Source organism: Zoogloea ramigera, from assembly GCF_006539865.1.
Lineage (GTDB): Bacteria > Pseudomonadota > Gammaproteobacteria > Burkholderiales > Rhodocyclaceae > Zoogloea > Zoogloea ramigera.
In genome coordinates, this window is the sequence record NZ_BJNV01000024.1 from 35,363 (window position 1) to 58,222 (window position 22,860).

18 protein-coding genes are annotated in these 22,860 nt (G+C 64.5%); 6 read left to right on the top strand and 12 right to left on the bottom strand.

Annotated elements, in window-relative coordinates:
• The first annotated feature begins 3 nt into the window (after nt 1-3).
• The 5 genes from ZRA01_RS08730 (at nt 4) to ZRA01_RS08750 (ending at nt 5,140) form a co-directional block, all read left to right on the top strand.
• Nucleotides 4-1,254 (top strand): thiolase family protein, encoded by a 1,251-nt coding sequence (locus ZRA01_RS08730; RefSeq protein WP_141351311.1) that lies wholly within the window; start codon nt 4-6, stop codon nt 1,252-1,254.
• 91 nt (nt 1,255-1,345) lie between these two features.
• A complete protein-coding gene (locus ZRA01_RS08735) occupies nt 1,346-2,113 on the top strand; it encodes an SDR family NAD(P)-dependent oxidoreductase (RefSeq protein WP_141351314.1) in 768 nt (255 codons plus the stop codon).
• A gap of 18 nt (nt 2,114-2,131) precedes the next feature.
• Complete coding sequence (locus ZRA01_RS08740; RefSeq protein ID WP_141351316.1) at nt 2,132-3,694, top strand: acyl CoA:acetate/3-ketoacid CoA transferase; 1,563 nt, start codon at nt 2,132-2,134, stop codon at nt 3,692-3,694.
• A gap of 195 nt (nt 3,695-3,889) precedes the next feature.
• Nucleotides 3,890-4,309 (top strand): acyl-CoA thioesterase, encoded by a 420-nt coding sequence (locus tag ZRA01_RS08745; protein WP_141351318.1) that lies wholly within the window; start codon nt 3,890-3,892, stop codon nt 4,307-4,309.
• Nucleotides 4,310-4,936: 627 nt separating this feature from the next.
• Nucleotides 4,937-5,140: a DUF3079 domain-containing protein gene (locus tag ZRA01_RS08750; RefSeq protein WP_141351320.1), complete on the top strand. Its 204-nt coding sequence runs from the start codon at nt 4,937-4,939 to the stop codon at nt 5,138-5,140.
• A gap of 491 nt (nt 5,141-5,631) precedes the next feature.
• On the opposite strand, the gene ZRA01_RS08755 is transcribed toward ZRA01_RS08750, so the two are convergent.
• From ZRA01_RS08755 to benA, 12 genes are all read right to left on the bottom strand, one after another.
• Complete coding sequence (locus ZRA01_RS08755) at nt 5,632-9,180, bottom strand: indolepyruvate ferredoxin oxidoreductase family protein (protein ID WP_141351322.1); 3,549 nt, start codon at nt 9,178-9,180, stop codon at nt 5,632-5,634.
• A 249-nt stretch (nt 9,181-9,429) separates the two neighbouring features.
• Nucleotides 9,430-10,218 (bottom strand): 2-oxo-3-hexenedioate decarboxylase, encoded by a 789-nt coding sequence (dmpH, locus tag ZRA01_RS08760; RefSeq protein WP_141351324.1) that lies wholly within the window; start codon nt 10,216-10,218, stop codon nt 9,430-9,432.
• A gap of 19 nt (nt 10,219-10,237) precedes the next feature.
• Entirely contained in the window at nt 10,238-11,020 is a 783-nt protein-coding gene (gene dmpE / locus ZRA01_RS08765) for a 2-oxopent-4-enoate hydratase (RefSeq protein ID WP_141351346.1), read from the bottom strand.
• Nucleotides 11,021-11,040: 20 nt separating this feature from the next.
• Nucleotides 11,041-11,883: an alpha/beta fold hydrolase gene (locus ZRA01_RS08770; protein ID WP_141351326.1), complete on the bottom strand. Its 843-nt coding sequence runs from the start codon at nt 11,881-11,883 to the stop codon at nt 11,041-11,043.
• A gap of 11 nt (nt 11,884-11,894) precedes the next feature.
• A complete protein-coding gene (locus tag ZRA01_RS08775; RefSeq protein WP_141351328.1) occupies nt 11,895-13,355 on the bottom strand; it encodes a 2-hydroxymuconic semialdehyde dehydrogenase in 1,461 nt (486 codons plus the stop codon).
• Nucleotides 13,356-13,596: 241 nt separating this feature from the next.
• Nucleotides 13,597-14,544 carry a catechol 2,3-dioxygenase gene (locus tag ZRA01_RS08780; protein ID WP_141351330.1) on the bottom strand — a complete coding sequence of 316 codons (948 nt, stop codon included), beginning with the start codon at nt 14,542-14,544 and terminating at the stop codon, nt 13,597-13,599.
• Nucleotides 14,545-14,916: a 2Fe-2S iron-sulfur cluster-binding protein gene (locus ZRA01_RS08785; protein ID WP_141351332.1), complete on the bottom strand. Its 372-nt coding sequence runs from the start codon at nt 14,914-14,916 to the stop codon at nt 14,545-14,547.
• A 246-nt stretch (nt 14,917-15,162) separates the two neighbouring features.
• Nucleotides 15,163-16,476 (bottom strand): MFS transporter, encoded by a 1,314-nt coding sequence (locus ZRA01_RS08790; RefSeq protein ID WP_141351334.1) that lies wholly within the window; start codon nt 16,474-16,476, stop codon nt 15,163-15,165.
• A gap of 77 nt (nt 16,477-16,553) precedes the next feature.
• The gene (benD, locus tag ZRA01_RS08795) at nt 16,554-17,345 is read right to left on the bottom strand and encodes a benzoate diol dehydrogenase BenD (RefSeq protein ID WP_141351336.1); all 792 of its coding nucleotides are present in this window, start codon (nt 17,343-17,345) and stop codon (nt 16,554-16,556) included.
• Nucleotides 17,342-18,358 carry a benzoate 1,2-dioxygenase electron transfer component BenC gene (gene benC / locus ZRA01_RS08800; RefSeq protein WP_141351338.1) on the bottom strand — a complete coding sequence of 339 codons (1,017 nt, stop codon included), beginning with the start codon at nt 18,356-18,358 and terminating at the stop codon, nt 17,342-17,344. Before benC ends, benD begins: the two co-directional genes overlap by 4 nt.
• A 74-nt stretch (nt 18,359-18,432) precedes the next feature.
• The gene (benB, locus tag ZRA01_RS08805) at nt 18,433-18,918 is read right to left on the bottom strand and encodes a benzoate 1,2-dioxygenase small subunit (protein ID WP_174851603.1); all 486 of its coding nucleotides are present in this window, start codon (nt 18,916-18,918) and stop codon (nt 18,433-18,435) included.
• On the bottom strand, nt 18,918-20,297 hold the full coding sequence (gene benA, locus ZRA01_RS08810; RefSeq protein ID WP_281279863.1) for a benzoate 1,2-dioxygenase large subunit: 1,380 nt from the start codon (nt 20,295-20,297) through the stop codon (nt 18,918-18,920). The genes benB and benA overlap by 1 nt, the downstream gene beginning before the upstream one ends.
• Before the next feature lie 691 nt (nt 20,298-20,988).
• On the opposite strand from benA, the gene ZRA01_RS08815 reads away from it, so the two are divergent.
• Complete coding sequence (locus tag ZRA01_RS08815; RefSeq protein WP_141351342.1) at nt 20,989-22,812, top strand: sigma-54-dependent Fis family transcriptional regulator; 1,824 nt, start codon at nt 20,989-20,991, stop codon at nt 22,810-22,812.
• Nucleotides 22,813-22,860: the final 48 nt, after the last annotated feature.

Consider the following 22,860-nt stretch of genomic DNA (forward strand, 5'->3'; position numbering starts at 1 on the left):
GCCATGGCTTACGAAGATTTCCAACAGAACGCCCTCGTCACCCGCTACGACGACATCTACCTGGTGGCCGGCGCCCGCACCCCGTTTGCCGACTACAACGGCGTGCTGCGCGATGTTAACCCCATCGACCTGGGCATCTTCGCCGCCCGCGCGCTGTTCGAGCGCTCCGGCATCCCGGCCGCGCAGGTGCAGTCGGTGGTGGCCGGCAACATGGCCCAGGCCGGCTTCGACGCCTACTACCTGCCACGCCACATCGGCCTCTACGCCGGCGTGCCGGCCACCGCGCCGGCGATGCTGGCCACCCGCATCTGCGGCACCGGCTTCGAGACCATCCTGCAGGCGGCCAACCAGATCGCCCTGGGCAGCGCCCAGGTGGTGCTGGCGGTGGGCACCGAATCGATGTCGCGCAACCCGGTGGCGGCCTACACCCACCGGGCCGGCTTCCGGATGGGGCAGATCGAGTTCAAGGATTTCCTGTGGGAAGCCTTCACCGACCCGGCCACCCGCCAGGGCATGGGCAACACCGCCGAGAACGTGGCCGTGCGCTACGGCCTGACCCGCGAGGAGGTCGACGCCTACGCCGCCCAGACCTTCGCCCGCGCCAACGCGGCGTGGGATTCCGGCTACTTCGACGACGAGGTGGCCCCGGTGAGCAACGCCGAGTTTGCGCTGGAGGGCTACCAGAGCCGCTTCCTCAAGCTGGCCGACCGGCAGACTCTGTTTGCCCGCGACGAGCACGTCAAGCCGACCCCCCTCGAGACCCTGCAGAAGCTCAAGCCCGCCTTCAAGGGCGTGCAGACCGGCGGCAACAGCTCGGCCATCGTCGATGGCGCCGCCGCGGTGCTGGTGGCCTCGGGCGATTTCGTGCGTGCCAACGGCCTCAAGCCCCTGGCCCGCATCGTGGCCGGGGCTTCGGCCGGCGTGCCGCCGGAGATCATGGGCATGGGCCCGGCGCCGGCGATCCGCGCGGTGCTGGCCAAGGCCGGCCTCACGCTGGCGGATGTGGGCCGGGTGGAGATCAACGAGGCCTTCAGCGCCCAGTACCTGGGCTGCGAGCGGGAGCTCGGCCTCGACCGCGAGCGTGCCAACACCCGCGGCGGCGCGGTGGCCATCGGCCACCCGCTGGGCGCCTCGGGCATGCGCCTGACCCACACGGTGTCGCGCCAGCTGCACCTCGACGATCAGCAGTTCGGCATCGCCTCGGCCTGTGTTGGTGGCGGTCAGGGCATGGCGATCCTGGTGGAGCGCGCCTGAGGCCATGTAGGTCGGGCTTCAGCCCGACACGATCGACGCACCACGCGGAGTCGGGCTGAAGCCCGACCTACAGACTTCGAAGGAACAACTCATGCAACTGCAAGACTCCATCTTCATCGTCACCGGCGGCGCTTCGGGCCTCGGTGAGGCCACCGTGCGGGCCTTCCACGGCGCCGGCGCCAAGGTCGTGATCGCCGACGTGGGCGTCGCCAAGGGCGAGGCGCTGGCCGCCGAGCTGGGCGAGGGCGTGGCCTTCTGCAAGACCGACATCACCAGCGAGGCCGAGGCCCAGGCCGCGGTCGACCTGGCGGTGAGCCGCTTCGGCGGCCTGCACGGGCTCATCAACTGCGCCGGCGTCGGCCCGGCCTGGAAGATGATCGGCAAGGACGGCCCGCACCCGCTCGATGCCTTCGCGCGCACCGTCAATATCAACCTGGTGGGCGCCTTCAACATGATCCGCCTCGCTGCCGTGGCGATGGCCAGGGGTGAGCCAAACGCCGAGGGCGAGCGCGGGGTGATCATCAACACCGCCTCGATCGCCGCCTTCGAGGGCCAGATCGGCCAGGCCGCCTACGCCGCGTCGAAGGCCGGCGTGGCTGCCATGGCGCTGCCGATGGCCCGCGAGCTGGCCCGCTACGGCATCCGCGTGAACACCATCGCGCCGGGGCTGTTTCTGACGCCGATGATGGAGGCGCTGCCCCAGGACGTGCAGGACGCCCTCGGCAAGGCCACGCCTTTCCCGCCGCGGCTGGGGCGGCCGGCGGAGTTTGCCGCGATGGCGCGCTCCATCGTCGAGAACGTGATGGTGAACGCCGAACTCATCCGCCTCGACGGCGCCGTCCGGCTGGCCGGCAAGTAAGGGCGAGGGGAGACAGACATGGCGAGAATCATCGAAGCCGGCGACGTCGGCCACCTGGTCAAGAACGGCGCCACCGTGTACTGCACCGGCATGGGCCTGGCGGGCTTTGCCGAAGAGGCGGTCAAGGCGATCCGCGAATCCTTCAATGCCACCGGCCACCCGCGCGACCTCACGCTCTACCACGCCACCGGCGTGGGCAACGGCAAGGACCGGGGCGTGCACCACTTTGCCGCCGAGGGCCTGCTGAAGCGCATCGTCGGCGGGCACTTCGGCGTCGGCGGCCCGGAGCTGATGCGCCTCATCATGGACAACAAGGTCGAGGCCTACAACCTGCCCCAGGGCGTGCTGGTGCAGATTCCCAAGCAGGTGGCCGGGCGGCGGCCGGGCTTTCTGACCAAGGTGGGGCTGGAGACCTTCGTCGACCCGCGCATCGAGGGCGCCAAGGTGAATGCGGCCGCCACCGAAGACCTGGTCGAGGTGGTGCACCTGGATGGCGAGGAGTGGCTGTACTTCCGCAACCCCAAGGTGGATGTGGCGCTGCTGCGCGGCTCGTATGCCGACGAGAACGGCAACGTGTCGATGGCCCGCGAGGGCGTGCTGCTGGAGTCGCTGTCGATCGCCCAGGCGGCGCGGGCCAGCGGCGGCATCGTGATCGTGCAGGTGGAGCACATCGTCAAGAACGGCACCCTGCACCCGAAGGACGTCAAGATCCCCGGCATCCTGGTGGACTACATCGTGATCGGCAGGCCCGAGAACCACCTGCAGACGATGAACACCTATTTCAACCCGGTGTACGCCGGTGACATCAAGGTGCCGACCCGGGCGATGGCGCCGCTGCCCCTCGACGAGCGCAAGATCATCGCCCGCCGGGCGGCGATGGAGCTGAAGTCGGGCGCGGTGGTGAACCTCGGCATCGGCATGCCGGAGGGCGTCGCCTCGGTGGCCGCCGAGGAGAAGATCGAGCACATGATGGCGCTCACCCTCGAGACCGGCCCCATCGGCGGCGTGCCGGCGGCGGGTTTCGACTTCGGGCACGCTTCCAACGCCGAGGCGGTGGTGGAGCAGCCGGCGCAGTTCGATTTCTACGACGGCGGCGGCATCGACGTGGCCTTCCTGGGCCTCGCCCAGACCGACCAGCACGGCAACGTGAACGTCAGCAAGTTCAGCGGCCGGCCGGTGGGTTGCGGCGGCTTCATCAACATCACCCAGAACGCCAAGAAGGTGGTCTTTTGCGGCACCTTCACCGCCGGCGGGCTGCAGGTGGCCGTCGAGGACGGGCGCCTGAAGATCGTCAGCGAGGGCAAGAGCCGCAAGTTCCTCGACCACGTCGAGCAGATCACCTTCAGCGGCCACTATGCCGCCGGCACCGGGCAGGTGGTGTTGTATGTCACCGAGCGGGCGGTGTTCCGGCTCAGCCCCGAGGGCGTCGAGTTGCTGGAGGTGGCGCCGGGCATCGACATCGAGCGTGACGTGGTGGCCCACATGGCCTTCCCGCCGATCATGCGCGACGTGCAGCTGATGGACGCCGGGGTCTTCCAGGCCGAATGGGGGCGCCTCGCCGAGCGGGTGGGCGGCCGCTGAAGCCTGGGCCCGCGGTGCGCCGCGGGCCTTTTTTCATTCCGGCGCCGCTCCGGAGCGCTCCCTGGGCCGGCCTCCGCCCAAGCCCGCCCCCCGTGGGCGTCAAGGAAACTCGGGGCGGCCCTGCGCTTCCTTGAGAGCCCCAACAAGCGTGATGGCGCGCTGGGGCTGCGCCTTCATTTACCCGGGAGAGCCAACGTGCCCCGCAGCCATATCCACCGTTATCGGGTCGCCTTCGTCGATTGTGACCCGGCCCAGATCGTGCATTTCTCCAACTACTTCCGCTGGTTCGACACCGCCAGCCGGGAATTCTTCACCGCCTGCGGCGTGCCGAGCTGGCGCGACACCGAGCGCGACAGCGGCATCATCGGCACACCCCTGGTGGACGCCCAGGCCAGCTTCCGCAACCCCGCCACCTACGGCGAAGACCTGGACATCGAGAGCTGGGTCGAAGCCTGGAACACCAAAAGCTTCGTGATGCGCCACGTTGCCCGCCGCGGCGACACCGTGATCGCCGAAGGGCGCGAGGTGCGCGTGTTCGCGGTGCGCGAGGCGGGCGACCCGACGCGCATCCGCGCGGTGCCGATCCCGGCGGCCTGGCGAGCCTTGTGCGAGTAGCGGGCGGGCCGCTGAAGGCCTCGGTGCTTTCCTGCCGCCCAACTGCGCCAACGCGGGCTTTGCGGGGGCGCGTTGATAAAATGATGGCCTGCGCAACGCCCGTCGTCGGGGGGCCCCCCGGCTCGTGCGTATGCCCCTTGCCGGCCCCCGCGTAGGTCGCGGTTAGCGCAGCGTAACCCGACACCACGCAGCGCTCAGCCGTCGACGATAGTTTTTTTCTTGCCTGCAAGCGTGCACATTCGAATGGCAACTATAATAATCGTGTTGTGATGCGTGACAACTCGATTGCGATAGCTTTTTCCCTCAATTGCATGCCTGCACATTCGAATGGCAACTATCGCAATCGTGTTGTCGGGCGTGCACTTCATGTTGTGCGCCGTCACAACTCAATGTGCACGCGTGCACTTCGAGTTGTGACGGCGCACAACAGCTTTGTGATGCGTGCATGAAGGAAGTGCACGTCTCACAACAGCATCGGCACCCATCACGGAAGGAAGTGCACCCGTCACCGAAGGATGTGCATGCATCACAGAGAGGCTCATACCGCCGCTTGATGGCCATCAAAGCGCGGCGGCCGGGGCGGCGTATGCTGCGGCGGGTCTCACGACCTGCTGCTGTCACGCCGCCATGGCCAAGAAGTTTCCCCTTCATCCCGCCCACCCCGAGCGCATCTGCTGGGGTTGCGACAAATATTGCCCGACCGACTCCCTCGCCTGCGGCAACGGCTCAGGCCGCACCCTGCACCCGGCCGAGATGCTCGGCGACGACTGGTACACCTACGGTGACTGGGGGCTGGATGTGGACACCCCACCGGTGCCGCCCAAGCCCTGATCGTCGCCCGGCGCGGCGCCGTCTCGATCGCGTGCGGTGAGCGTTGAAGCAGGCAGCGCAGCCAGCGCTCCCCCGGCTCTTGAGCGCGCCGGAGAGCGGTCAGCTGGCTCGGCGACGGTTTTCAGCCTGAATGTTGATGCTCTATCCCGCGCGGGAGCCCGTCGCTGCACTCCCCGCTGGTGCCAAGATAGCCAAAGAAAAACCCGAGGGGCACGGGGGGCGCCGCTCGGGTTAAATCCACACCAGAGGAGGAGGGTGGAGGAGACAGGTGAAAGCATATCGTCATGAGTGGTGCGGCGCAATATGGTGATGCGCTAAAACGTAAAGAATTTCACGGGTGCTGCGGATGTCATGCTGCGCGCGGCCCGGAAACCCGGTTCGAGTAGCGCGTCCGGGTGGTCGATGCGCCGGTGGCTGGCGGCTGGCCGGCAATGAAAAACCCCCGCCGTGTTTCCACGGCGGGGGTTTGCGGGGCTAGGCGGGTGTGCCGGTCAGACCGTGGCGGTCTGGCGCACCTGTTCCGGATTACGGAAAGCCTTGAGGCGCTCCTCGTACAGCTTCTTGGCGGTAGCCAGGTTCTTCTCCTTCACGTGGCCGAAGCCGCGGATCTCGTCGGGAACGCTGGCCAGGGCCACGGCAGCGGTGTGGTTGCTGGCGCTGAGGCGGGAGATGATCTCGTCCAGAACCTTGATGTAGTCCTCGATGGACTGGCGTTCCTGACGACGCTCTTCGGTCTTGCTGAAGATGTCGAGGGCGCCGCCACGCCAGGACTTGCGCTTGGCGAGGAACTGGAAGGCCTTGAACACCCAGTCACCGAACTGCTTCTTCTGGAGGTGGCCGGTTTCCGGGTCACGCTCGGAGAGCAGCGGGGGCGCCAGGTTGTACTTGACCGTGTAGCCGTGCTTGAACTGCGCGTCGAGCTGGGCCAGGAAGGCCGGGTCGGTGTGCAGGCGGGCCACTTCGAACTCGTCCTTGAAGGCCATCAGCTTGTAGAGGTAGCGGGCGGCGGCCTCGGACAGCTGGCTGCCCGGCAGGGCACGCTGTTCGGCGGCGACGACGCGCTTGATCACCTCGGCGTAGCGCTTGGCGTAGGCTTCGTCCTGGTAGTCGATCAGGTCGGGCACGCGGATCTCCAGCAGGCGCTTGACCTCGCCCTGGGCGCCGACGCTGTCGACGATCGCGCGGGCAGCGGGGCTGAGCTGGGGGGCGGCCTTGAGCTGGATGACACCGGCGCCGGCCTGCTTGGCGATCTCGGCTTCGACGAAGGCGCGATCGACCACGGCCATGCGGCCCCAGCGGAAGGCGGCGAGGCTCTGCTCGACACCGACGCCGGAGTTCTTGATGGCCTGCTCGATGGACTCGGCCTTCAGCGGGATGGTGCCGGCCTGGTAGGCCACACCAACCATGAAGTTGTTGGTCGCCATCGCGTCGCCGAAGAGGCCCTCGGCCATCGCCTGGCCATCCAGGAAGACGTTGTCTTCCTTGCGGGTGACGCGGTCGATGCCGGCGGTCAGGCTCTTGGTGTTCGGGAAGAAGTTGTGGCGGTTGGAGACCATCTGGCCGGTCGGGGTCTGCGTGGTCGAGACCACCGCGATGGTGCGGTTGGGGCCGCACTTGTCCAGGTTCTTCGGATCGGTCGCGTTGAGGATGTCGAAGCCCAGGTACAGGTCGGCACGGCCGTCGGAGATCTTGTTGGAACCCTGGAACGGGACGTGGGTGATCTTGATGTCGGAGATCACCGCGCCGCCCTTCTGGGCCAGGCCGGTCTGGTCGAGGCCGATGACGTGCTTGCCTTCGAGGCGAGCGGCGTTGGCCAGGGTGGCCACCACGGTCACCGAGCCGGTGCCGCCGATACCCATCACGTGGATGCCGACGCCGATGGTGTCGTCGATCTTGTTGACGGGCTGGGGCAGCTCGCGGTCGAGGACCGGGATGCGGCCCTTTTTCTTCTTCTTGGGCGCGCCGTCACCGGCAGGCTCAGGGTTCGGCGTGATGGTGAGGAAGGACGGGCAGAAGCCCTTCACGCACGAGAAGTCCTTGTTGCACGACGACTGGTGGATGCGGGTCTTGCGGCCGAATTCGGTCTGGACCGGCTCCACGCTCATGCAGTTGGACTTCTCGCCACAGTCGCCGCAGCCTTCGCAGACGCGCTCGTTGATGACGGTGACCTCGGCCGGCTCTTCGGCCTTGCCACGGCTGCGGGCGCGGCGCAGCTCTGCGGCGCACTCCTGGTCGTGGATCAGCACGGTGGTGCCGGGGGTGCCGGCGAGTTCCTTCTGGGCTTCGTCGAGGCGGTCGCGGTGCATGACCTCGGTGTGGCCGGCCAGCTGGACGCCGGAGTACAGCGACAGGTCGTCGGTGGTGACGATGATCTTGCGCACGCCGTTGGCGAGCAGGTCGGCGACCATGTTGGGCACCGGGTTGGCGCCCTGGATGGCCTGGCCGCCGGTCATCGAGGTGTGCGAGTTGACCAGCAGCTTGAAGGTGATGTTGACGTCGGTGGACGCGCAGTAGCGGATCGCCAGGCTGCCGGAGTGGGCGTAGGTGCCGTCGCCCATGTTCTGGAAGATGTGGTTGGTGTTGGTGAACGGCGCCATGCCGATCCACTGTGCACCTTCGGCGCCCATGTGGGTGCCCATCACGACGTTGCGGTTCATCCACATGGCCATGGTGTGGCAGCCGATGCCGGCCGACACGACGCTGCCGTCCGGCGCCACGGTGGAGCTGTTGTGCGGGCAGCCGGAGCAGAACCAGGCGGTGCGGGCCGCGGTGGGCAGCTTGGTGCGGGCGTGGATCTCGTCGAGGCGCTTGAGCCAGTTTTCGGCGGACTCGATGCGGGTCTTGCGGCCCAGGCGCTTGAGCAGCGCGCGGACGATGATGTCGGATTCGAACTCGCCGTAGTGGGGCAGGAGCTCTTTTTCTTCCTCGTCGAACTTGCCGACGATGCGCGGCGCGTTGGCGCGGCCGTAGAGCACCTGCTTGGCGAACATCTCGAGGAAGGGGCGCTTTTCTTCGATCACGAAGATCTCTTCGAGGCCTTCGGCGAACTCGCGCACGATGGTCGGTTCCATCGGGAACAGCATGCCCATCTTGAGCACGCGGATGCCATAGCGGCGCAGCGCGTCGGCGTCGAGGCCCATCTCGAGGAAGGCCTGCATGAGGTCGTTGTAGGTCTTGCCCGCCGTCATGATGCCGAGCCAGGCATCCGGGTTCTTGAAGACGACGTTGTTGAGATTGTTCTCGCGGGCGTAGCGCTTGGCGACTTCGAGGCGACGGGTGTAGAGCGATTGCTCCATCTCGAGGGCCTCGACGCGCACATTCATGCCGAGGTTCATGTTCGGCGTGAACTTCTGGCCGTCGAACATGAGGTCGGGGGTGACGAAGTTGAGGCGCGCGGGGTCGACGCTGGCGGTGCCGGTGCCGTCGGCCACGTTGGTGACGATCTTCATGCCGACCCACAGGCCGGCCAGGCGCGACATGTTGTAGCCGTGCAGGCCCAGGTCGAGGATTTCCTGGACGTTGGCCGGGTAGAGCGAGGGCATGCCGACGTGGAACAGCATGGGCTCGGACTGGCTGGCGAGGGAGGAGCTCTTGCAGCTCGGGTCGTCGCCGACGATGGCGAGCACGCCGCCGTTCTTGCCGATGCCGGTGTAGTTGGCGTGCTTGAGGGCGTCGCCGGAGCGGTCGACGCCCGGGGCCTTGCCGTACCACATGCCAGTGACGCCGTCGAACTTCTGCTTGCCGACGGTGTGCATCATCTGGGTGCCCCACACGGCGGTGGCGGCGAGGTCTTCGTTGAGGCCGTCAACGAACTTGATGTTGTGTTCGACGAGCAGCTTTTGTTGCTTGATCAGCGCGGCGTCGAGCATGCCCACCGGGGAGCCACGGTAGCCGGAGACGAACATGCCGGTCTTGAGGCCGCGGCGCGCGTCGGTGCGCACCTGGTCGAGGGTCAGCCGAACCAGCGCGTCGATGCCGCCGAGGTGGATTTCTCCAGACTCTTTGTTGAACACGGTGGTGAGGTTTTGCTTTGATGACATGAAATTGTCCTCTTGTTGTCTCCGCCCCCAGTCCCTGGTTTTTTGGGGCAGCACTAGGCTTGCTGAGCTGTTGCCACGATAAAACCGACTGGATTCAGGATCGGGTTACTGCAGCCAGGCGCGGCCGGAGCCGGCTGCGCCTGGCGCCCGAGCAGCACTTTCCCCGCTCCGGCGCGGCCCCGGCCCTGCCTCGTCGAGACAGGGCCGGGCAAGCGGCTGGCCGGCGTCGGGTCGGTGGCGCTTCTGGCTTTAGACGAAACGCATCGAGACGGAGCCGAGGTCCTGGAAGCGGACATTGACGTTGTCGCCCGGATTGACGGTGATGGCTTCGGTCACGCCGCCGGTCATGATGAAGGTGCCGGCCGGGATCTCCTGGCCGCGGGCGCCCAGGTGGTTGGCCAGCATGGCGACGGCGGCCAGCGGGTTGCCCAGCACGGCAGCGCCGGCAGCCATCGAGCGGATTTCGCCGTTGATCTCGAGCACCACACCCAGCGTGCGCAGGTCGAGTTCGTCGAGCTTGCGCATGTTGCCGCCGATCACGAAGCGGGAGGAGGAGGTGTTGTCGGCGATCACGCTCTTCAGGTCGAACTTGAAGTCGCGGTAGCGGGAGTCGATCACTTCAACGGCCGGAACCACGAAGTCGGTGGCAGCCATGACCGCGGCGACGTGGCAGCCCGGGCCCTTCAGGGGGGCCTTGGTGACGATGCAGATTTCTGCTTCGACCTTCGGGTGGATCATCTCGGCGTGCTTGATGTCACCACCGTCCGGACGGGCCATGTAGTCGGCGACGAAGCCGAACACGGGCACTTCGACGCCCATCTGCTTCATCTTGGCGAAGGAGGTGAGGCCACACTTGAGGCCGGCGATCTTGTTGCCGCGGGCTTCCTTGCGACGACGGATCTCGTCCTGGATGGCGTAGGCGTCGTCCCAGTCCATGTCCGGGTAGTCGTTGGTGATCTTGGTGACGTCGTGGGCCTGGAGTTCGGCGTTTTCGAGGTGCTCCGCGAGCTTCAGGATGGTGGCGTTATCGAGGTTCATGAGTTATCTCTTTCTACAATCAGATGAAGCGGACGGAGGTGCCACCCAGGCCACCAACGGTGCAAACGAGGCTGTCGCCGGCCTTGACCGGAACCAGCGGGGATTGCGAACCGGACAGGATCACTTCGCCGGCCTTGAGGCCGATGCCCAGGTTGCCTAGCGTGTTGGCAAGCCAGGCCACTGCGTTCACCGGGGAGCCCTGGACTGCGGCGCCGGTGGAGGTGCTGATGATTTCGCCGTTCTTTTCGAGAACCATGCCGGCCAGCGCCAGGTCGATGTCGGCCGGGCTCTTGCGACGGCCGCCAAGCACCAGCACGCCGCAGGAGGCGTTGTCGGCGACGGTGTCCTGGATCTTGATCTTCCAGTCCTGGATGCGGGAGTCGACGATCTCGAAGCAGGGCACCACGAAATCGGTGGCGCGCAGCACGTCGGCCGCGGTAACGCCCGGGCCCATCAGGTCGCTCTTGAGCACGAAGGCCACTTCGGCTTCGGCGCGCGGGGCGATCATGGTGCTGGTGTCGATGGATTCGCCTTCGTTGAAGACCATGCCGGAGGTCATCATGCCGAAGTCGGGCTGGCTGACCTTGAGCATGTCCATGACAACCTTGCTGGTCACGCCGATCTTCTTGCCGATGATGGTCTCGCCGGCGTCGAGGCGGCGCTGGATCATGCGCTGCTGGATCTGGTAGGCGTCCTCGATGGTGATGTCGGCTTCGCGGTCGGTCAGCGGAGCGACGGCCTTGCGGTTGATGAGAGCGTCGTAGAGCTCGTCACCGTACTTTTCGATCTTGGATTTATCCATCATGGGGAAAACCTCGGGTGTCAGGATTGCTGGTCGGCCTCGGCGAGGAAGTCGCCGACGAGCCGGTTGAAGCGGGCGCTGTGTTCGATCTGCGTCCAGTGGCCGCAGTGGCCGAACACATGGAGCTGCGCGTTGGGGATCCAGTCGGCCAGGGTCAGCGAGTTGGACAGGGGAATGACCTTGTCTTCGCGACCATGGATGATCAGGGTTTCGTGGGGCAGGGCGCGGATGTCGGCCTCGGCGCTGGTCATTGCATCCACCCAGCGCTGGCGCGGTGCCGGGAACATCGCCGAGAAGGACTCCTGGAAGCCGGGGCGGATGCTGGCTTCGTAGCGGAGCTTGGCGAGCTCGTCGGTGACGAGTTCGCGGCTCCAGGCGAAGTAGTCCATGATGCTGCGCATGTTCTCGAACGAGGCTTGGTAGCCCCACACGGCGTCGAGCCCTTCGGTGATCGGGAAGGGGACGCCGACCGAGCCCATCAGCACCAGGCGCTGCACCCGCTCGGGGGCACGGATTGCGAGGGCCATGGCCAGGGCACCGCCGAAGGAGTTGCCGACGAGGTGCACCCGCTCGAGCCCGAGGGCGTCGAGGAGATCAAGCCCCTGCCGGACCCAGGTGTCCATGCTGTACTCGATGCCGGCCGGACGGTCGGTGTAGCCGAAGCCCACCATGTCCGGCGCGATCACCCGGCGGCTCCCGGCGAGGGCCGGGATCGCCTGGCGCCAGTTGGCCCAGGCGCTGACGCCGGGGCCGGAGCCGTGGATCATCAGCACCGGCGTGCCGCTGCCGGTGCCGACATCATGGACGTTGCTGTTGAAGCCGCCGGTGCGGATGCTGCTGGCGATTTCGGGGTTCTGGCTCATGGCGCCGGCTCTTAGTACTTGACCATCACGTTGCGCAGCTCGGTGTAGAACTCGAGCGAGTGCACACCGCCTTCACGGCCGATGCCAGACTGCTTGGAGCCGCCGAACGGGGTGCGCAGGTCACGCAGGAACCAGCTGTTGATCCAGCACAGGCCGACTTCGATCTCGCTGGCCAGACGCATGGCGCGGCTGATGTCCTGGGTGTGGATCGAGGTGGCGAGACCGTAGCGGTTGTTGTTGGCCATCGCCACGACTTCTTCTTCGGTGTCGAAGGGCTGGATGTGGCAGCACGGCCCGAAGATTTCCTCGGTGACCACGGTGGCGGTCTCGGGCAGGCCAGTCCAGATGGTGGGTTGAACCCAGCAGCCGTCCTTCAGTTCTTCGGGCATGTCGGGGATGCCGCCGCCGAAGACGATGTTGGCGCCTTCTTCCTTGGCCTTGGCGTACATGCCGAGGACTTTCTTCTGGTGGATCTTGCTGACCAGGGGGCCGATCTTGGTGTCGGCGTCGAAGGGGCGGCCCGGCTTCATCTGCTCGGCCTTTTCCTTGAGGGCGGCGACGAACTTGTCGAAGATCGGGCGCTCGACGTAGACGCGCTCGGTGCCCAGGCAGACCTGGCCGGCGTTCTCGAAGCAGGAGCGGGTGACGGTGGCGACGGCGTTGTCGAAGTCGCAGTCGGCGAACACCAGCGCGGCGTTCTTGCCGCCGAGCTCGAGGGACACCGGGCGGATGCCGTCGGCCCCGGCCTTCATGATGGCGGTGCCGGTCTTGGTCTCGCCGGTGAAGGTGATGCCGTTGACGTCCGGGTGGGAGGTCAGGAAGGAGCCGGCGGAGTCGACACCAAAGCCGTTGACCACGTTATAGACGCCGGGCGGGACGCCGACCTTGTTCATCACCTCGCCCAGCAGGGTGGCGGTGCTCGGGGTGGCTTCGGAGGGCTTGACGACCACGGTGTTGCCGCAGGCCAGGGCCGGGCCGCACTTCCAGGTCATCAGCAGCAGCGGGAGGTTCCACGGGCAGATGATCGCGATCACGCCGCGCGGGGTGCGCACGCCGTAGCTGCGGGCGGTCTTGCCGTCGGGGGTGCGCATCTCGAAGGATTCGGTCGACACGTTCTTGATGGTGTCGGTGAAGATCTTGAAGTTGGCAGCGCCGCGGGGGATGTCGATGTGCGAGGCGAGGGTGGCGGGCTTGCCGGTGTCGGCGATCTCGGCCTGCAGGAAGTCGTCGAAGCGGTTGTTGATCTCGGCGACGATGGCGTCGAGCATGTTGCAGCGCTCGACCACCGATAGCTTGCCCCAGGGGCCCTTGAGGGCAGCCTTGGCGGCGGCGACGGCGGCGTCGACTTCCGGCTTGCCGGCTTCATGCACCATGCCGATCAGGGAATTGTCGACGGGGTTGCGCTTTTCGTACGTCTTGCCGCTGACGTTGGATACGTACTCGCCGTTGATGAAATTCAGGATGTCTTTCATGTCGTACTCTCTCCTTATGGTGTCGCGGCCCCTGCCGTGCACCGATGGTCTGTGCCTGGTGTCTTGAACAGACAAGCTGCGTCTGGATGGCGTTTTACTCACCGCTGGACGTGATTGAAGTCACGTCATGCGGTTGATGCGTAATATACCGATATTTGAAAAAAATCTCGATATTTTTTTGCTGCAAATCGTCTGTGCAAAACCCCTCGCACCGCAAGCTGCGGTGCGAGGGAGCGGCATGTCAGGTGAACACGCTCAGGAAGGCTTCGTTGAGCTTGCGATCATGGTAGAAGATCGCCGGGCCGAGGCTTTCGTCGTACCAGGTGATGACCGGCTTGTCCGGGTAGTAGATGTAGCCGCCGGAGAAGACTTCGTTACGGTTGCCCGAGGGATCAAAGAAGTAGATCGTCTCGCCGCGGGTGATGCCGTGACGGGTCGGGCCGATGTCGATGGAGGTCTTGGTGCGGGACAGGATGTCGCCGGCACGCAGGACCTGCTCCCAGCTGCGCAGTTCGAAGGAGGCGTGGTGGAACTTGCCCTTCACCGGCTGGCGGATGAAGGCCACGTCGTGGGCCTTGTTCGAGCACGACAGGAAGGCGCCGATCATGAACTTCTTGTCGCCGGCGAGCATGACCTGCTCGGCGATGCCGAAGCCCAGCACTTCGGTGAACAGCTTGACGCTGCCGTCGAGGTCGTCGCCGTAGAGCAGGCAGTGGTCGAAGCGGGTCGCCGCGATGCCCTTCAGGCCGTCCGGCCACGGGTCGGGGTTGATGTCCTGGCCGTCGGTGCCGCAGTTGTTGCCAACGATGGCCTTCTCGGCGAAGAGCTCCATCACGTGCCCGGTGGGGATCGTGAAGCGGAAACGTTCGCCGGTGGCGGGGTGCTCGCCGGCCGGAATCCAGGACATCTCGGTGGCGAGACCGGACTGCTCAACGTCGGCGGCGAGCTTCTTCAGGGTGGCGGGGGAGTCCACCTTCCAGCCCATGTAGTCCATGCCAGCTTCGTCGGCCTCACGCAGCACCACGCTGTGGTGATCATGCTCGTCCCAAGCCTTCAGAAAGACCCGGTTCTTGTCGTCGCGGGCGACTTCGATCAGCCCAAGCACGTCCCTGTAGTGCTTCAGGGCCGGCTCCATCTCGAGCACGCGCAGTGCGACGTGCCCGGGGCGCAAAACGCCAGTCAGTGCCATTCACTTCTCCTCGACGGGTTTATTGGTTTTCATCGTCGTCGTGAACCCGAAATCGGACGACGCGCTCTGTTGGGCAACAATGGCGCGAGCCATCTTGCCGACCACCTCGACCTCCAGATCGCTCTGGGGGAAGATCTTGCAGGCCAGCACGCAGCCGGAGGCTTCTTCCTCGGCGCTCACCACGCCGCGGCTCATTTTCCGCTTGGCGTATTGACCTTTCTTGACTTGAACCTTGCACACGCCACAGCCGCCATTCCGGCAGCCGACCGGGATCCCCTTGCGGCACAGTTGCTCCATGCCGAGGAGGACGTTGGTTTCCTCGTCGCAGCGGAAGGTTTCGCCGGTGTTTTCGATTGTGACGGTGTGCTTCATGCCTGGATAGCCTTTGCTGACGCGATCATCCTGGGGGAGGCAGGCAAAAATACGTTTCCGGGGCGGGCGGAGGGCCGTGTATCCGGAGCTGCGGGTGTGGCCTGCCGGCGATGCCGTGGAGCTTCCGGGCAGGCGTGTCGCTGACCCGGCAGGGCAGGCAAACGAACTCGCTCCAGGGCCATTGCAAGGCAGGCCGACTGGCTGCGCCGCATGGACCTGGAGCGAGGATTCACAGCTGACTCCGTATTACAGGGCCGAGGCCGAACGGCTCTGGTTGACCAGGCCGACAGCGATCAGGGCGATCACGGCCGGGATGGCGATGGCGATGAAGTTCTGCTCGAGCGGCAGGGCCATGCCCACCAGGGTGCCGATCACGATCGGCGCCAGGATCGCGCCGCTGCGGCCGACGCCGGAGGCGAAGCCGATGCCGGTGGAGCGGATCGCCATCGGGTAGTACTGGCCGACGTAGGCGTAGATCAGGATCTGCGTGCCGATCGTCGAGGCGCCGGCCAGGCCGACAACGAAGAAGAGTGCGTCGGTGGGCATCTTGACGCCGAGCAAGGTGATCGACACTGCTGCCAGCGCAAAGAAGCACATCACGACCTTCTTGATGCTGAAGCGGTCGGCCAGCCAGCCACCACCGATTGCACCGATCATCGCGCCGAAGTTGAGCACCAGCACGAAGGTCAGGGCGGAGCCGAGGCTGTAGCCGGCCTGGGCCATCAGCTTGGTCAGCCAGGAGCTGAGCGCATACACCATGAACAGGCACATGAAGAAGGCGATCCAGAACATGGCGGTGCTGAAACCGCGGCCGTCCTGGAACAGCTTGCCGATCGGGGCGCCTTCGACCTTCTGGGTGCTGGGCAGCTCGAAGCTGTCGCCGGCGGAGGGGGTGTAGCTGGGCTCGAGGCGCTGGACGATCTTCTTGAGCTCGTCGATGCGGCCCTTCTTGAGCAGGAAGGCCATGGATTCGGGCAGGGACATCAGCACGAAGGGGATGATCAGCACCGGGACGGCCGCCGCGTAGAACACGTAGGACCAGCCGTAGGTTTCGATCAGACCCTTGCCGAGCACCGCCGCCAGCATGCCGCCCACCGAGTAGCCGCTGAACATCAGCGTCACCAGCGTGCTACGCATCTTGCGCGGGGAGTACTCGGTCATCTGGGCGACCACGTTGGGCATCACGCCACCAATGCCGAGGCCGGCGAGGAAGCGGGTGATGCTGAAGGTGACCGGGTCGTGGGTCATGCCTGCCGCAGCAGTGAAGACGCTGAACAGGATGATGCAGATCACGATGGCCCAGCGGCGGCCGATCTTGTCGGCGATGGTGCCCAGGAACATGGCACCGAACATCATGCCGAACAGGGCCGAACTGACCATGTAGCCGGCGGTGGCGGGGGTGACGCCCATCTCCTTCATGATGGACGGCAGGGCGATGCCGGCAACTGCCAGGTCGTAGCCGTCAAAAATGATGATGATGGCGCACCAGAACAGAACCATGCCGTGGAAGCCGTTGAACTTGGCGTGGTCGGCAATTTCGTGAACATCTATTTTGGCCATGTTGTCTCGCTTGATCTAGTTATTGGTATGAATGATTTTTAGGTGACGGGGAGGGAGGTCTTGGGAGTTTCTTATTATTAGCCGAGGTCGCCGCCACCCACGGGCAGTACCGACCCGGTGATGTAGGAAGACTCATCGGAGGCGAAGAACAGGATCGGAGCGACCTGCTCTTCGATGGTGCCGTAGCGGTGCATCAGGCTGGAGTCGATCGTCTGGTCGATTACGCCCTGGTACCATTCTTTTTCTTGTGCAGTCTGTTCGACGGCGTTCTGGTTGCGCGGCACGCGGCGCGGCGGTGCATCGGTGCCGCCGGGAGCGGTGGCGTTGATGCGGATGCCGTGCTGGGTGTTTTCCATGGCCAGGGATGCTGTCAGTGCATTCACGCCGCCCTTGGCTGCCGAGTACGGCACGCGGTGCACGCCGCGGGTGGCGACCGAGGAGACGTTCACGATGACGCCGCTCTTCTGCTCGATCATCGTCGGCAGCACGGCGCGGCAGCACCACAGGGTGGGGAACAGCGAACGGCGCACTTCGGCCTCGATCTGGGCTTCTTCGTAGCACTCGAAGGGCTTGGCCCAGATGGTGCCGCCGACGTTGTTGATGAGGATGTCGACCCGCTTGAACTGCTTGAGCGCCTCCGCTACGACGGCCTGTGCGCCGGCGTAGGTTTCGAGGTCGGCCTGGAAGGCGACTGCCTTGCCCTTGGCGGCCTTGATCTCTTCGACGACTTCATTGACCAGGTCGGAGCGGTCGACGGCCAGCACCTTGCCGCCCTCGGCGGCAACCTGCAGCGCGACGCCGCGGCCGATACCCTGAGCGGCACCGGTGACGATGACAACCTTCTTCTTGAAGCGGTCGGCCTTGCTCATTCGTGAGCTCCCGCGGTGGAGGACGAGAACTTCTCGAAATGGAAGCTGTTCGGGGTGACGCCGACGCCGGACATCCACTTGCGGACACCTTCGACCATCGGCGGGGGGCCGCAGACGTAGACGTCGACGTTGCCGTCGTGCAGATCCTTGGCGCTCAGGTGGTCGGTGACGTAGCCGCACTTCGGGTGGCCGCTGGCGGGATCGACGATGACCGTGAAGAACTCGAGGTTCGGCATGGCGGCCTTGAGCGCGTTCAGGGCGTCGAGTTCGACCAGGTCGTCATTGGTGTTGACGCCGTAGGCCAGCATGATCGGGTGGGTCGTCGGGTTGGACTTGAGCCACAGCAGCATCGACAGGAAGGGGGCCAGACCGGTACCGCCTGCCAGCATCAGCACGGGGCGCTCGACGGGGCGCAGATAGAAGCTGCCGTAGGGGCCGGTGAAGCTCATGGTGTCACCGACGTTGGCCTGGCTGCGCATGTAGGTGCTCATCAGGCCGTTGGGGACGTCACGGATCAGGAAGCCCAGCTCGGTGCTGTTCGGTGCCGAGCTGAAGGAGTAGGCGCGGGTCTCCTGGGTGCCGGGGACGCCGAGGTTGACGTACTGGCCGGGCAGGAAGGAGACCGGACGGTCGGCTTCGATGGTGAAGGAGACGGTCGTCTTGGAGTCGCGGTTGATCTTGGAGACCTTGGTGGCGTAGGACGCGACTTCGGTCTTGCAGGCGGCCGAGGAGGCCGGGATCTTGATGACGCAGTCGGAGGTCGGCTTCATCTGACAGGTCAGGACGTAACCCCGGTCAGCTTCCTCGTCGGTCAGTGCGTCTTCGATGTAAACACCTTGAGTATACGTGCCGCTTTCACAGTGGCACTTGCAAGTGCCGCAGGCGCCGTCGCGACAGTCGAGGGGAATGTTGATCTTGGCGCGGTACGCGGCCTCGGATACAAGCTCGTTGGCGTCGCAGGGGATGACGCGGGTGACCCCGTCTTCGAACTGCAGGGCAATGTTGAACGGCATGGAATTGTCCTTATCGGCGATTGAAAGCTGCAACCCGTCCGTGCGCGGGCACGGACGGGTCATTTCACGTCGGCTTAGATGTGGTAGATGTCGAGAACGTGATGGATGTAGTCGTTCTTCAGCACCACGTACTTCTTCTTGATCACGGGCTTCGGACCAGACGTGTCCAGGGTGTACTCGGAGTAACCGAAGTAGGTGTCCAGGATGTCGTAGCGGAAGCTGTTGGTGATCCAGTTGAAGCGCAGCTTGACGCTGTTTTCGTCCTGGGAGAGCACCTCGAGGTTCGAGATCGACTTGCCGTGGCGGGTATCCGGGATCGTCGCGCTGGAGCGCTCGGTCTCGATGCGGAAGATGCGGTCTTCCAGGCCCGAACGGCTGGCGTAGTAGATCAGCGAGACTTCGTTCTGCGGATTGTTGGTCAGCGTGTCGTCTTCATCCCAGGCCGGCATCCAGAATTCGACGTCTTCGGCATAGAACTCAAGCCAGTCGGCCCAGCGGCGTTCGTCAAGGGCACGTGCTTCTTGGAAAACAAAAGATTGAATGGCTTCGTAGGACAGCATCACTTGGCTCCGTCTTGTTCGGCTTGTTCGGCGATATAGGCTTTTTTCATGGTCTCGAGCCAGTACACGTGCTGCATGACGTACAGGCCTTCGTCCTCGGTCTTGATGCCAGAGAGCTCGGGCTTGAGGCCGATGAGGTCGGCGTTGGCGTCCGGGCCCTTGACCCAGTGGGTCGCGCCACGGGTCATGTCGTTCCACTTGACGGCGCGGGCGTTGAAGCCGTGCTGGCAGGAGCGGAACTCTTCGAGGTCGTCAGGGGTGGCCATGCCGGTGGCGTTGAAGAAGTCTTCGTACTGGCGCAGGCGGCGGGCGCGGGCGGCAGGCTCTTCACCCTTCGGCGCGATGCAGTAGATCGTGGCTTCGGTCTTGTCCACCGAGATCGGGCGCAGCACGCGGATCTGGGAGCTGAACTGGTCCATCAGATAGACGTTCGGGTAGATGCACAGGTTGCGGGACTTCTTGAGCATCCAGTCGGCCTTGGCTTCACCGAACTTGGCGATCCACTCGTCACGCTTGTGCCACAGGGGACGGTCTTCCGGGTTGGCCCAGTTGGTCCACAGCAGCATGTGGCCGTTCTTGAAGGAGTAGGAGCCACCGCCCTGACGCGCCCAACCGCCGGCGCTCATGGCCTTGATGGTGTCTTCCTTGCCGTCGGCGGTGCGACGGCCCTGGGTGGCGGCGTAGTTCCAGTGAACCGCGGTGACGTGGTAGCCGTCGGCGCCGTTCTCGGCCTGCAGCTTCCAGTTGGCGTCGAAGGTGTAGGCGCCGATGCCGCGCAGGACTTCAATGCCGTCCGGCGCCTGGTCGACGATCATGTCGATGATCTTGGCCGCTTCGCCCAAGTAGTCGGCGAGGGGAACGACGTCCGGGTTGATGCTGCCGAACAGGAAGCCGCGGTAGTTTTCGAAGGCGCCGAGCTTGACGAGGTCGTGGCTGCCGTTCTTGTTGAAGCACTCGGGGTAGCCGGCGTCCGGGGACTGGTCCTTGACCTTCAGCAGCTTGCCGCTGTTGTTGAAGGTCCAGCCGTGGAACGGGCAGGTGAAGCTGGACTTGTTGCCCTTCTTGTGACGGGCAAGCGTCGCACCGCGGTGGGTACAGGTGTTCGCCATCGCGTGCAGCTGACCGGTCTTGTCGCGGGTGATCAGCACCGGCTGGCGGCCGACGTAGATGTTGAGGTAGTCGTTGACGTTCGGGATCTGGCTTTCGTGGGCCAGGAAGATCCAGTTGCCTTCGAAGATGTGCTTCATCTCGAGTTCGAACAGCTCTTCATCGGTGAAGGCTGCGCGATCGATGCGGTACATGTTCTTGGCGGTGTCTTCTTCAAGCATCGCTTCGAGCTTGGCAATTTTTGCTTGGGTGTCTTGATTGACTTGGGTCACGCTCGTCTCCTATTCGTGGTCACAATCGAGAACTACTTCAGGACTTGGTGTCAGATGTCGCCGGATTCACAAGCCACCAGTCGCGCCCCCGCCCTGCGGTTGCGCTGCCTGGGGACTGCTTCAGGAAGAGAAAAATGCGGTGCTCACATGCTTTGGCGGCCGCCGGGGCAGGCCGTGTGGAGCTTGTGCCGATTGGTTGATCCTCTTCCTTCTCACGCCTCTCTGCCGGGCATTCTTGGGCTTTATCTAGGCTTCGCAGACACCCTCGGGTGCCGTCGAGCATTTGGTTACACTTGCAGCCTCAGCAACCTTACTTAGCAGGGGGCGTGCCAGCTTCGTGACAGATGTCGCAGAAAAGCAGGGAAGTCCTTGTGCCGCAAGGTGAATCCGGTTGGCGAGCGGTGGGGTGGTCCGGGGTGGTACGGTGGTGCCTTTTCGGGGGATTGAATCAAATGATTTAATGTGCGGATAAATATTGCAGTGCAGCATGTATCAATGGATGCATGTGCGTTGCAGCAAAGGTGGCAAAAGCTTTTCCTGTGCTGCCGGGCAGCGTATCTTTGCTACGTCGTCGGATCGGTGTTGAGGAAATTATGGCGTCTGTTCGATGCGAGGAGACTACAAGAACTATGAATGCGATTCGTTGTTGCGGTGCTGGTGTCGGTCAGGATGTGAGCTGCGGGGGTGTCCGATGAAGAGTGGTGCCCGCGTCCGGGCGACGACCTCACGTGATCGCCTGGCGGTCGTTGATCCGGCTCAGGTTGAGCACGACAAGGTGCGTTTCCCTGATCTGGCTGATCTGCTCGCGCGGCTTCGCTTCTCGACCAGCGATGGGCGCATCTGGCTCGATGATCAGCGGATGCTGCTGGTGCACGCCAAGTCGTTGGGAGCGCTGCGAAGGGAGATGATCGAAGTCCTGGGGCTTGATGTCGCGCGGGGTTTTCTGACGCGCATGGGCTACCGTGCGGGCGTGCACGACGCCCAGATGGCCCGGAAAGTGCGCTCAAAGACGACCCTCAAGGACATCTTCGTCGTCGGGCCGCAGATGCACTGCCTTGAAGGTATTGGTGTCTCCGAGGCTGTCCGGCTCGAGTTCGATCTCGAGCGTGGCAGGCACTATGGCGAGTTCCTGTGGACCAGCCCCGTCGAGGACGAAGAGCACATCCGTTATTTTTCGATCGGCGATGAGCCGGCCTGCTGGATGCAGATCGGCTACGCCTCGGGGTTTTCAACGGAGTTCATGGGGCGGCAGGTTCTTTACCGGGAGGTGGAGTGCCAGTCGATGGGGCATGCCGCCTGCCGGATCGTGGGCAAGCTCGTCGAGGAGTGGGGAGACGAAGCGGCCCAGGATCTGCGCTACATGATGCCCGACTTTTTTGCCGAGCTCGGGGCGAGCACCGGCAAGCGTTCGGTCAGCCCTTTCGGTTTGCCCAAGACGCAAAGCGAGGTGGCGGATGGTCCGGTGGGGATTTCCTCCGGCTTCAGTGCCGTGATGCACATGGTCCGGAAGGTGGCGCCAACCCAGGCGACGGTCCTGTTTCTGGGTGAGAGCGGTGTGGGCAAGGAGGTCTTTGCACGAACGCTGCATCGGATGAGCGCCCGAAGTAGCAAGAGCTTCGTTGCTGTTAACTGCGCTGCGATTCCTGAGCAGTTGATCGAGTCCGAGTTGTTCGGTGTCGAGCGCGGGGCTTTTACCGGGGCGATGCAGAGCCGGCCCGGTCGTTTTGAGCGCGCCGACGGCGGAACCCTGTTTCTGGACGAGATCGGGACGCTCAGTTCAAGCGCGCAAGGCAAGCTGCTGCGCGTTTTGCAGGAGGGCGAAGTCGAGCGCCTGGGGGGCTCCCATACAACCAAGGTGGATGTGCGCGTGATTGCGGCGACCAACGCCGACCTGCGTGAGGAGGTCAAGGCTGGTCGTTTTCGCGAGGACCTCTTCTTCCGCCTGAATGTCTTTCCTGTCTGTATCGCTCCTCTACGGGAGCGTCGGGAAGACATCCCCTTGCTCATGTCGCATTTCCTTACCAAGTACAACCAGCTTCACGGGCGCTCGCTGACCGGTTTCACGCAGCGTGCGGTCGATGCCATGCTCTCCTACGAATGGCCCGGCAACGTCCGGGAGATGGAGAACGTGATCGAGCGTGGGGTGATTCTCGGTAGTGACAATGGCCCGGTCGATAGCTCGCATCTCTTCACGAGCGGAGAGCGCTTCGACGAGAAGCGGTTTGAAGTCGGTCGTGAGGGGCGTCTGATTGTCAGTGACCCGGCGGCACTGGTGTCCGATCCTGAGCCTGATCGCGAACTGGATCGCGTCAGTCGGGGGGTTAGCAATCTGCTTCTTGGTGAGGGCGATGATTGTGGCAACGTCTCCCTGGACGAAGTTGAAACCTTATTACTGAAGCGTGCGCTTGCGCGTGCCAACGGCAATGTGGCCGCTGCCGCCCGCCTGCTTGGCATCACTAGGCCGCAAATGGTCTATCGCTTGAAGAGCCGGGGGATTGTCGATGAGGGTGACTGACCCGGTTGCGGGCGCCCGGAAAATATAATCCATCAATCCTCTTGACGC